The sequence below is a fragment of the Oscillospiraceae bacterium genome, assembly GCA_009780275.1.
In the GTDB taxonomy this organism is placed as follows: Bacteria; Bacillota; Clostridia; order Oscillospirales; family UBA929; genus WRAI01.
Genome location: WRAI01000039.1, coordinates 1 through 11,981, shown reverse-complemented (window position 1 = coordinate 11,981; position 11,981 = coordinate 1). Strand labels below are relative to the sequence as shown.

Annotated in this window: 10 protein-coding genes; all 10 read left to right on the top strand. The window is 49.5% G+C overall.

The window, feature by feature from the left end:
• Window positions 1–809 (top strand): ParB N-terminal domain-containing protein (locus FWE06_09820; GenBank protein ID MCL2547458.1); only part of this gene is annotated, 809 nt, incomplete at its 5' end.
• A 61-nt stretch (window positions 810–870) separates the two neighbouring features.
• Window positions 871–1,224, top strand: coding sequence for a winged helix-turn-helix transcriptional regulator (locus tag FWE06_09815; GenBank protein ID MCL2547457.1), 354 nt, complete (start codon window positions 871–873; stop codon window positions 1,222–1,224).
• Window positions 1,225–1,237: 13 nt separating this feature from the next.
• Window positions 1,238–1,564, top strand: a complete 327-nt coding sequence (locus tag FWE06_09810) for a DUF3846 domain-containing protein (protein ID MCL2547456.1) — start codon at window positions 1,238–1,240, stop codon at window positions 1,562–1,564.
• Window positions 1,561–1,881 (top strand): hypothetical protein, encoded by a 321-nt coding sequence (locus FWE06_09805; protein ID MCL2547455.1) that lies wholly within the window; start codon window positions 1,561–1,563, stop codon window positions 1,879–1,881. The genes FWE06_09810 and FWE06_09805 overlap by 4 nt, the downstream gene beginning before the upstream one ends.
• 897 nt (window positions 1,882–2,778) lie before the next feature.
• Complete coding sequence (locus FWE06_09800; GenBank protein MCL2547454.1) at window positions 2,779–3,129, top strand: TnpV protein; 351 nt, start codon at window positions 2,779–2,781, stop codon at window positions 3,127–3,129.
• A gap of 4,124 nt (window positions 3,130–7,253) precedes the next feature.
• Window positions 7,254–9,653, top strand: coding sequence for a hypothetical protein (locus FWE06_09795; protein MCL2547453.1), 2,400 nt, complete (start codon window positions 7,254–7,256; stop codon window positions 9,651–9,653).
• A 5-nt stretch (window positions 9,654–9,658) separates the two neighbouring features.
• Window positions 9,659–10,645, top strand: coding sequence for a DUF3991 and toprim domain-containing protein (locus FWE06_09790; GenBank protein MCL2547452.1), 987 nt, complete (start codon window positions 9,659–9,661; stop codon window positions 10,643–10,645).
• A complete protein-coding gene (locus FWE06_09785) occupies window positions 10,642–10,857 on the top strand; it encodes a DpnD/PcfM family protein (protein MCL2547451.1) in 216 nt (71 codons plus the stop codon). The genes FWE06_09790 and FWE06_09785 overlap by 4 nt, the downstream gene beginning before the upstream one ends.
• Before the next feature lie 121 nt (window positions 10,858–10,978).
• The gene (locus FWE06_09780) at window positions 10,979–11,311 is read left to right on the top strand and encodes a plasmid mobilization relaxosome protein MobC (protein ID MCL2547450.1); all 333 of its coding nucleotides are present in this window, start codon (window positions 10,979–10,981) and stop codon (window positions 11,309–11,311) included.
• On the top strand, window positions 11,311–11,981 hold a 671-nt coding region (locus tag FWE06_09775; protein MCL2547449.1), incomplete at its 3' end, for a relaxase/mobilization nuclease domain-containing protein. The genes FWE06_09780 and FWE06_09775, both read left to right, overlap by 1 nt.

Sequence of the window (11,981 nt, the reverse complement as noted above, 5' to 3'; positions counted from 1 at the left end):
TTGCACAATATGGTGTTCTCGTTCCTGCAATTGTGCGCCCTGCGGGAGATGGCCGATACCAAATGATTGCCGGACACCGCCGTAAAGAGGGTTGTGAGATAAACGGGCTTGTTACGATACCATGTATTGTTCGCAATTACACGGATGACGAAGCGACTATCATCATGGTAGATAGTAATTTACAACGTGAGATGATTCTGCCGAGCGAAAAATCAAGGGCCTATAAAATGAGGCGTGACGCGATGAAGCGGCAAGCTGGTAGACCATGTAAAGAAAATTATTCCCCAGTGGGGAATAATTTTTCAGAAAAAACCTCAGTTGCAAAAATGGCAGAGCAAGTCGGTGAAAGTAAAAATCAAATCTATCGTTATATTAGTCTTGCCAAGTTAATCCCCGAACTATTGCAGATGGTCGATGATTGGGCATTACGAACAAAGGACGCATTTCAAATTGCCATGCGACCCGCCGTAGACCTTGCCGACTTGCCGGAAGAAGCACAACATTGGGTTCTTGATGCCATCAGAACAACGGCCAGCACCCCATCTCACGCACAAACACGGAAAATGTTGCAATTCCGAGATAAGAGCCAGCTTAATAAAGGCGTTGTTTGCTCCATCATGGAAGAAGAAAAGCCCAACCAAGCCGAGAAAATCAAAATCCCGCGTGATACCATCGCCCGTTTTTTCAAGCCCGACACTTCACCCGAAAAAATAACGGCAACCATCATACAGGCTCTTGAATTGCTGCAAAAGAGCCGAACCATGCCACCGCCAAACAACGACCGTGGCGGTCACGATGGGCGCAGATAACACATGACGACTTCTTACGAAGTCTTTTTTTATGCCATTTTTGAAACAAAAGGAGTAACACATGAACAAAAATTATCGTTTAGCAGGCAGCTTGAAAAGCACCATTTCCGGCAAGCTGCTCTATCTCTTATTGCTGGACACATTGGATGCGCGAGGCAGCGTGTCGCGCGCAGGAAACGGACTCTCGCTGGCATTGCCGAATAACGTTGTCGGCACTTGTAGCTATTTGCCCGTTTTCCGCAAAAACAATAGCATTACACTTTCACAACGGCGCGTATCGGAGACGTTAGGCATCAGCCAAACCACGGTGCGCCGCAATTTTAGACATTTACAACGCGAAGGCTATATCGACATCATACCGCAATACCACGAGGACGGCGGCAGAGCGGCGAACAAATTTATTGTACTGGATTAAGGAGAAAAACGATATGAGAATTATCATTGTAGAACCAAACAAAGCAGCCTATGAAAAAGACGTCACAAACGTCTATCACGAAATATTCCGCACCATCGGCGGCTCGCCGCTGGTGCTATTCCCTTACGAACAGGACGAGAGCATTGTGATTATTTGTAACGATGATATTCAAGACATTGCTCCGGTCAATCGCGTCATTTTTGACGATTATGGCGAGGCAATTGATGTAATTGCGGGAATTTTCATCATCTGCGCCACGACCAACGATGGAAATTTTGATAACCTCTTGCCGGAACAATCCAAGTGGTTGTTAGAGGAACTTTCGGAGATGTCGATATGAGCGAAAAGCGGATGATTGGCGATACGGGTTACGAAGTCACCAACGCCATGTGGATGAACAGCGTAGAGATTTTATTAGGCGAAAACATGGCAGCCGAAGATGGGAATTTCTATCTTGTGTGCAATCATAAATCAAACCCGCTTTTTAGTGAATATCTTGATGGAAAGGTCATAAGAGCAGCAAGGGCAACTATGATTGGGGCAACTATTTTGACACCCTTGATGCCGCAAAAGCCGACTTATGCAAGCGCGCAGATAATCGCCGGGATAGTATCAGCGCACCCAATCGCGGCAATGGCAGAGGAGGATAAGTATTGAGCAGCAAATACCAACACATTACGCAGTTGTATCAAGCGACCTTGCATGATGTAACCGATAAGCCAAGCGCATGGCAGGCGTTTTTGCGTACCGCCTGTCGTAACTATAAACTAACATTTGATGAGCAAGTCCTCGTCTATGCCCAACGCCCCGACGCCACAGCGGTGTTGGAAATCGAGCGTTGGAATCGCCGTTTCGGACGGTGGGTGAATCGCGGGTCGAAAGGCATCGCCGTCTTTGATGAGGGCAATCAACGGTTAAAACACTATTTTGACATTGCCGACACCCACGGAAGCGCAAACTCCCGCCCTGTCCCGCTTTGGCAGATGGACGAACGTTTCGAGGGCGAGGTCATCGAGTCACTTCAAAACAATTTCGGCGAATTGATGAACAGTAGCAATCTCGCCACCGCACTCATGTCAGTGGCGAGAAACATGGTTGAGGACAACATCACAGACTACCTACATGAGCTATCACTTGTTCGCGAGGGCAGTGCCCTTGAAGTATTGGACGACCAAAGTGTCAAAGCCCGTTACCACATCGCCGTAGAAAACAGTGTCGCGTATATGCTCTTGACCCGTTGCGGGATTGACGCGAGGCAATATTACACCGATGAGGATTTTCAGTATGCGGCAGACTTCAACACCCCGCAAACGACTGCCGTGCTGGGTGTTTCGACCCGTGCCATTGCAGAGCAATGTTTGAGCGAAATATCTAAAACGGTTCTTGCATTTGCCAAAGGTATGGAAATGGATGCATTAAATGGCGGGCAGAATGATACAGAAGTCCATCAACGTTATTCGGCAATGTCAGCAGCGACACGCCGCAATCGCACATTTGCAAATGAGCAAATTATCAGCGATACTAAAAGTAAATACAGCGAAAGGAGCAATACACATGAATCAACTGACCTATCGGCAAGAGGGCGATTACCTCGTCCCGAACCTGACGCTGCCGCCCGAAACGCCGAGAATCCTTGGCAAATACGGACGGCAACGCCTCCAATTTCTAAAAGAACACCGCCCGATACTGTACACGAACATGAAAATGTCCTTGACGCTGAACGAGCATCTGGCTCACATCGACGAAACGGCGACGGCACAAGTGGAACAGACCGTCAAACGGATGGCAGTAGCCGAGGGCGTGACGGAGGAGCTGAAAGCAGCCGACCAAATAGCATGGGTGCAGAGGATGAACAATATCCGTCATCGAGCGGAGGAGATGGTGGAGAGCTTAATCTACGGATAAAACCATTACCATCGGCAGAGCAACAACTGAATTTTCTTGGAGAAGCAGAGGGTGAACCATCCCCCGCTTTTTCTATTACCGATGAAATGGTGGATGCAATACTCACCAGCGGCAGTAATAGGCACAACAGCATCCTTAATATTATCGCACACTTCAAAAAAGATTATGGGTTATCAGAAAAAAGTTATTTCCTCAGAAATGAATACGGCATCGGCGGCAAAGGCTTTCTTTTCGATAATGAGCGTGTTTCAGTTTGGTTTGATGAGAATGGCATCCGTATCGCCGCAGGCGATACGGCGTTGCATAATGAAAACGCACGGCACATTTCGTGGTTTGCGGCGGCAGGCTTTGTTGACAGGTTATTGAAGCAAGGGCAATTTGCCTCACAGGAAGATTTAGATAAAGCAGACGATGTCGAGTTATCGGTGGTTGCCTCAAAGCTGTATTTCTTGAACCATGAGCGGGCGGACAAGGAGCAAAATAGCCTGCTGCCGAGCGAGGCAAAAGAGGTAGAGGATGTCATCGGACTATTGAAAGAGCAACATGAGCTTGAAAATATTGCCGATAAACTCCACGCCTTTGCCTCTGCCTACGAAGCAGACCGCAGTATTCTTCGCTGGCATCATCACCAACCGAAAGAGGTACTGGAGCGCATAACCGGGCTGCTGCGTACCCCTCTCGTCTATACCGCCGAGCCAATAGCCATAACGCTGCAGCCTAGTTTTATCACACAGGATGAAATAGACAAAGTAATTCGCTATGCACAAGGCGGCAATACTGGTTTTTATATCTACGAGTTCTTCAAAGAAGAACGCACAGCGAAGGAAAAAGAGGCATTTCTAAAAGAAAGCGGCCGCTCTTTCGGCGCAAAAGTTGATGGTATTGATATTAAATACAGCGGCAAGGGGCTAAAATGCAGCCGCAGCAAAAATCTTGATGAAAATTATGCCACGGCAACGGTGAGTTATAGCAATCTTGTTAAACGCATAGATGAACTGCTCGCCGCAGACCTTTTTCTGACCGAGCGTGACAAAGCCGAGCTATACCCGCAATACCTCGAAGAGCAGGCAGAAAAGGCCGCCCGCAAAGCCAAAGAGGACTTCATCGACGCGATGGCAAAGGTCGAGCCTGCCGAGAAGCGCAACACCTTACCCCAACGGCTGGCAGACTTCATCGAGGGGCTGTCGCCGTATGCCGTAGAAAAATCCGCATCGAAAACAAATGTTGACCTTAACAACTTTGCTACCATTCCACAGATTGAGGAAGCACTTAAAAGCCCGATTATGACGGAGGGTCTTGCCGCTGCACTCAACTCAGTCGGCGGTTGGGCGTCAGGCATTTTCGAGCGAAATAATGGCTATAACTTTTCGAACGAATTAAACGCACTCCATCCCCGCCAGCTCATGTATCAAGTGGGCGATACGGTGCATTTCAACGGCGCGGAACATGAGATAATATCGTTTAATGATAGTGGTGTTCAACTCTTAGACCCGGATTTCCCGCTGATTCCTCGTGATGAGCTTCGTGAAGCATTTGACCATGTTGTTGCCGCAGACCCCAAAAACGACCATCTCATGCGGGTTGTTGCGGCTGAAAGCATCGAAGAGCCGACACCACCATCCGAAGAGGTCGCAACCCTTGCGCCCTCGGCTGACGATGTTGCCCAAAGTGCTGCGCCAACATCTATCGGGCAGTCTGAGCCTGCCAACGCTCTCAAACACTCTGTTGCTAACTTCCGCATCACCGACGACAACCTCGGACATGGTGGGGCAAAGGCGAAGTTTCGTGCCAACATGAACGCCATCAAGTTACTCAATGACCTTGCCTTTGAACGGCGCGATGCTACGGATGAGGAGAAAGAAATCCTTTCTCGCTATGTCGGCTGGGGCGGGTTGCCGCAGGCGTTCGACCCGGACAATTCATCATGGGCGAACGAATATCTTGAACTCAACGCCGCGCTCTCGCCCGGAGATTGGGACAGCGCAAGAGCGTCCACGCCCAACGCCCACTATACCAGCCCCATTGTTATCAAGGCTATGTACAAAGCCCTTGAAAACATGGGGTTTTCTCATGGCCATATCCTTGAGCCGTCCTGCGGCGTCGGTAACTTCTTCGGGTTGTTGCCCGACAGTATGAGCGGCAGTAAACTCTCCGGCGTGGAGTTGGACAGCGTCACAGGACGCATCGCCCAACACCTCTACCCCGACGCCAACATTGAAATACAGGGGTTTGAGAAAACTGCTATACCCGATAATTTCTACGATGTTGCCATCGGTAATGTGCCATTTGGTGACTACAAACTCACAGACCGCCGTTACGACAAACTAAAACTCAATATCCATGATTACTTCTTCGCCAAGACGCTCGACAAAGTGCGTCCCGGCGGCGTTGTGGCGTTCGTGACCTCCAAAGGAACACTCGACAAGACAAACCCCACTTTTCGCAAATACCTCGCGCAACGCGCCGAGCTTGTGGGCGCAATTCGTTTGCCGAGCAACGCCTTTCTCGCCAACGCGGGAACAGAAGTCACCACAGACATCATCTTCCTACAAAAGCGCGACCGCATGATAGATATTGAGCAGACAGAACTCCGCCCCGATTGGGTTGACCTCGGCAAAACTGCGGACGGTATCGCCGTCAACAGCTACTTTGCCGACAACCCGCACATGATGTTGGGCGAAATGCGCTATGATAGGTCGATGTACGGCGGGGTGAACGAAACAGCTTGTCACCCGCATCCAAATAGCGGCCTTGCCGAGCTGCTCGATGAAGCAGTAATGCACATCAAGGGAGAAATACCAGACCATGAGCGCGATGAAGACGACCTAGCGCGTGACGAGAGCAGCATTCCCGCCGACCCGAATGTCCGCAATTATTGCTTTACGGTGGTGGATGACGCTATTTATTACCGCATAGACAGCCGTATGGAGCGGGCGGAAGTACCCGCCACGATGGATAGCCGTATCAAGGGCATGGTGGAACTGCGCGATTGTGTGCGCCGCCTTATCAGATTGCAGTCAGACGGCCATCCCGATGAGGACATCGTAGCCGAGCAAGCGCAGCTTAACACGCTTTATGATAGCTTCACAGCAAAGTATGGATTACTGCACTCACGCGGTAACAGCATGGCGTTTAGCCAAGACGATTCTTACGCGCTGCTATGCTCGCTCGAAGTGTTGGACAAAAATGACAGATTCGAGCGTAAGGCTGATATGTTCAGTAAGCGCACCATCCGACCCTATGTTGAGATTACCCGTGTAGACACGGCAAATGAGGCGTTGATGGTGTCGCTGTCGGAGAGGGCAACAGTTGACCTGCCTTATATGGCGGGACTTTGCGGCAAGACCGAGGATGAAGTCATCGCCGCGTTAGAGGGCGTCATGTTCCTCGAACCCGTCAGCCAAACCTATATCACCGCCGACGAGTATCTGTCCGGCGATGTGCGGGAGAAACTGAAGCAAGCGCAAAGATTTGTTGAGAATGAGCCGCAATATGCAGTTAATATGCAGGCGTTGGAGGCGGTGCAGCCCAAAGACCTACCCGCCACCGATATTTCGGTGCGGTTGGGTGCGACATGGCTGCCGCCCGATGTTGTGGAACAATTTATATACGAGTTACTCAAAACATCGGACATCGGGCGGCAGAAAATCAAGGTGCGCTACTGTGAATTGACGGGCGAATGGTCTATCAGCGAAAAAAGCGTTGACCGCAACAATGTTCAAGCAATCTCTATTTACGGCACGAAAGAGGTCAATGCCTACAAACTGATTGAGAATTTGCTCAACCTCCGTGATGTGCGTGTTTTCCATCCACCTGACAGGGACGGCAAGGAAGAGCTGAATAAGGTCGAAACAGCGGCGGCACTTGCCAAGCAAGACCTTATTGCCCAACATTTCAGCGATTGGATATGGAAGGACGAAGAGCGGCGTGAGCGGCTGTGCCGCATCTACAATGACCGTTTCAATGCCATCAGACTGCGCGAGTACAACGGAGAGAATTTGACTTTCCCCGGCATGAACCCCGAAATAAAGCTGGATAAACAACAAGTGGATTCCGTTGCGCGGAATTTGTATAGCGGAAATATGCTGCTGGCGCATTGCGTCGGGGCGGGCAAGACCTATGCCATGATTGCCGCCGCGATGGAATCGCGGCGTGTGGGTTTGGCAAACAAGAACATGATGGTCGTGCCAAATCATCTCGTTGGGCAATGGAGCAGGGCATTTATGAAGCTCTATCCCGCCGCCAATATCCTCGTTACAACGAAAAAGGATTTTGAGAAAAAGAACCGCAAGCGGTTTTGTGCGCGGATTGCCACAGGCGATTATGATGCCGTCATCATTGGCCATAGTCAGTTTGAAAAAATTCCTATGAGTTTAGACCGTCAATGGCGCATGATTAAACAACAGATTGACGATATAACTGAGGCGATTGAAAGGGCGCAGAAAGAGAACGCAGACAAATTCACCGTCAAGCAGAAGGAGAAAATCAAGCGACGGTTAGAAGCAAGGCTTGCCAAGCTCCATGAACGAGGCAGAAAAGATAATGTCATTGAGTTTGAAGATTTGGGTGTAGACCAGCTCTTTATAGACGAGGCACATCATTATAAAAATCTCTTTTTTGCTACCAAGATGCGTAATATCAGCGGCATATCGCAAGCTGAGGCGCAGAAGTCGTCGGATTTGTTCATGAAGTGCCAATACCTCAACGAGCGCAAGCCCGGACGCGGCGCTGTCTTTGCGACAGGTACGCCTGTTTCAAACAGTATGGTGGAGATGTACACCATGCAACGGTATCTCCAATATGAGGAGCTTGTAAAACGCGGGCTGACACATTTTGACGCATGGGCGAGTACGTTTGGCGAAACGGTGAATGTGCTGGAGTTAGCGCCCGAAGGGGTAGGCGTTCGACCTAAAACAAAATTTGCGAATTTCTACAATCTGCCTGAACTCATGTCGCTGTATCGGTTAGTTGCCGATATTCAGACGGCTGATATGCTCAATCTCCCCGTGCCAAAGGCAAGGTATCACAATATCGTGGTACAGCCAAGCGAATTGCAGGTAGAGATGGTGCAGGGCCTTGCCGAGCGCGCGCAAGCAATCCGGCAAGGGGTAGACCCCAAATTTGACAATATGCTCAAAGTCACGAACGACGGGCGTAAGCTCGCACTCGACCAACGGCTGATGAATCCACTCTTACCCGATAACCCGAACAGCAAATCGGCGGTGTGCGTCGAAAATGTCTACGACATTTGGGAGAAGAACAAAGCAGAACGCTTAACGCAAATTGTCTTCTGTGACCTGTCTACCTCAAAGAATGACGGCGAGTTTAATGTCTATGACGACATCAAGCAAAAGCTGATGGCAAAAGGCGTTCCCGAAGAGGAAATCGCCTTTATTCACGACGCCAAAACTGATGTACAGAAAGAGAAACTGTTTGCTAAAGTGCGGAGCGGCGAGGTGCGTGTCTTAATGGGCAGTACCAAGAAACTAGGTGAAGGTACGAACGTGCAAGACCGACTTGTGGCAATCCATGACCTCGATTGTCCGTGGCGTCCGAGTGACCTTGAACAGCGGCTGGGGCGTGGTGTGCGCCGAGATAACATGAACGATGAGATTGATGTGTTTCGTTATGTGACTGAGAGAACTTTTGATGCCTATATGTATCAATTGATTGAGGCGAAGCAAAAGTTTATTTCGCAAGTGATGACCTCTAAAACGCCTGTGCGTATTGCTGCTGACATTGACGGTATTGTACTGAGTTATGCCGAAATCAAAGCGTTGGCGACAGGTGACCCGCTCTTTATCGAACACGCCCAACTTGCGTTGGATGTGCAAAAACTCTCGATGCTGCAAGCCAGCGACAAAAGTGCGAAGTGGGAGTTGGAGCGTAAAATCAATACCGATTACCCGCGTACTATCAGCGCATTGCAAGAGAAAATCGCAGGGTACAAAGCCGATATTATTACACGCGACAAGCAACCTAAAACAAACGACTTTCCAACGATGCAAATAGGTAAGGAATTGTACACCGATAAAAAGGAGGCAGGCAGCGCGATTTTGGCTATGTGTAAATCGGTGAAAAGTTTACAGGCTGCCATTACGCTGGGAGAATATCGAGGATTTTATATGGGGCTGTCCTTCAACACCTTTGAAAACAAGTATTATCTCACGCTTTTCGGCACGGCGACACACTCAATTGAGTTGGGGCAAGACATTTATGGCAACATCACGCGCATAGACAACAAAATCGACGGGCTTGAAAAGATGGTGCAAGATGCCGATCAACACCTCACGCATACCAAGCAGCAGCTTGAAACAGCGGAAGAAGAAGTGACGCGCCCCTTCCAGTACGAGGAGATGCTTAACGAAGCCAAAGCACGATATGAATATCTTACAGGTGAGTTGAAGTTGGACGAGCGCGACCCTGTGGTGGCGGACTGTGAGCCGGACGAGCGTGACCTTGAAGAAGCAGAGGAGCGAAACGCGAGGACGGCAGGCAATAGAGCGTTTGCAGGAGCGCGGTGAATTTTATGAACAGTAAAATGAGTCGCCGCCGCTGGGCAGACAAAAAAACTCTTGCCAAAGCACGGGAGATGGATTTATTGACCTATCTCCAACATTATGAGCCGGACGAATTGGTACAGTTGAGCAGCAACACTTACACCACTAAGACACATGACAGTCTGAAAATATCCAACGGCAAGTGGTACTGGTGGACACAAGGATTTGGGCGCGTGAGTGCGCTGGATTATCTCATTGAAGTACGCAAAATGTCACTGTCATGTGCCGTCGAGCAGATTTTGGGTCAGCGTTTGTACTACCCCCGTCCTGCGCCCGCAGGGCGACCGTCGCCTCCGTGCAACACATCGCCGAAAGAGTTTATTCTGCCACGCAAGAGCAAAACCACCCATCGCATGGCGGCGTACCTGATGAAACGCGGGATTGACCCGGCTATCATCAAGCATTGCCACGACTTGGGGTTGCTTTACGAGAGTGACCCCTACGGCAATGCCGTGTTTGTCGGCAAGGACGGCAATGGTGTTATTCGCTATGCCGCTTCAAGAGGAGAGAATTTCATGGGCGAGGCTAGTGGGAGCAAGAAGCGGTATAGCTTCGGTGTGCCCGCCGCAACGCCAAGCGGCACAATACAGCTATTTGAAAGCCCGATTGACTTGCTATCCTATGCCACGCTCATGAAACTGCACCGACGCGACCCGTGGCAGGACGATTTGCTGTCTTTGTCCGGCGTATCTAAGGCAATGCAAAAGCTGCCCGCCGCATTGGAACGGCACTTTGAACGCACTCCAAATACCCATACCGTCATATGCCGTTTCGACAACGACGAGACCGGGCGCATGGCGGCGGCTGCAATTCAAGAGTTACTCTCCGTCTTGTGTCCACAGACGTCCGTGGATGTAACGTCACGTTGCCCGCCATCGGGCGCGGATTACAACGAGTATCTCTGTGAGCGATTGAAACAAATAAAAACAAGAAGAAATGAGGTTATTATGAGATGAAGCCGTATACCAAATTGAAACGGTATATCGTAAAAATTACACGAATGTTCCATGTGTCAGTAGACGCGGAAAGCCCGCATGATGCACGGGATATTGTAGCGCAGGGCTGGCGCGATGGCATCAACGAAATGGATGCTACCCGCAACGAGCAAGTAAACTTCCTTGTGACACAAGACAAATCATGTGGAATTTTCGATACCGACGAATGTTAAAGAACAGTCGAACTTTTAGCGCGATTGATTACCAGCAAGCAACGTGAAATGATAACATTTCACCTTCTTAGGGGACGTATGCCGTCCCCTAAAACCCCTTGCAGAATGGAGGAATCTCAAAATGACGAATGGAAAAAAACAAGTTATTTTCCGTTTAGAACATGACGAGCATAAGCGACTGACAAGAAAAATCAAGAAAAGCGGAATGTCGCAAAACGCATATCTGCGCCATCTTATTAAGAGCCTTATTCCCACTGATATGCCGCCGCCGGATTACTTTTCAATGATGAGAGTGCTGAATGGCATAGGCAGCAAATTAGACCAAATTGTGCAGCAGGCGAAATTGCAGGGTAGCATAGATATAGAGCGATATATCAAAGTAGTTGCCGAACTAGATTGTGCCATCATTGACATTACTAACGCCGTCATGTTGCCGCGTGACATGAGCCGCTGATGGCGTATACCTCGATATGGGCAGTTAAGGGGTGGCTAGGCAAGCTCGTCATTTATGTGGAAAACCCTGATAAAACATCAAATCCTGTCTATGCCGGAGAGGCGACAGAGAAAAGCGACCTCGGTGATATTATCGGCTATGCCATGCAGAGCCGCAAGACCAAAGTGATGAGCAATGAGACCGAGCATATGCAGTATTATATTTCGGGTGTCAATTGTCGCCCTAGCACCGCACGGGATGCCATGCTTGCCACCAAACGTAAATTCGGCAAGGACGAGGGTGTCGCAGCCTATCACGGCATACAGTCATTCGCACCTGATGAAGCTACGCCCGAAATCGCCCATGAGATTGGCGTTAAGTTGGCAGAGACATTATGGGGCAACAAATTTGAGGTGTTGGTAACAACGCACCTTGACAGCGGATGTTTGCACAATCACTTCGTTGTGAATACTGTATCGTTTGCCGATGGGCTACGGTATTATCGCTCAGCCCAAGATTATCGAGATATGCAACAGGAATCGGATAAATTATGCCGAGCCTATGGGCTATCCATCATAGATAACGCCGAACCGGGTAAGTCCAAACATTATAGTGAGTGGAATACCGAACATAAGGGGCAACCGACATATCGCACCGCAATTCGTGCCGATGTAGATGAGGCAATCAAGCA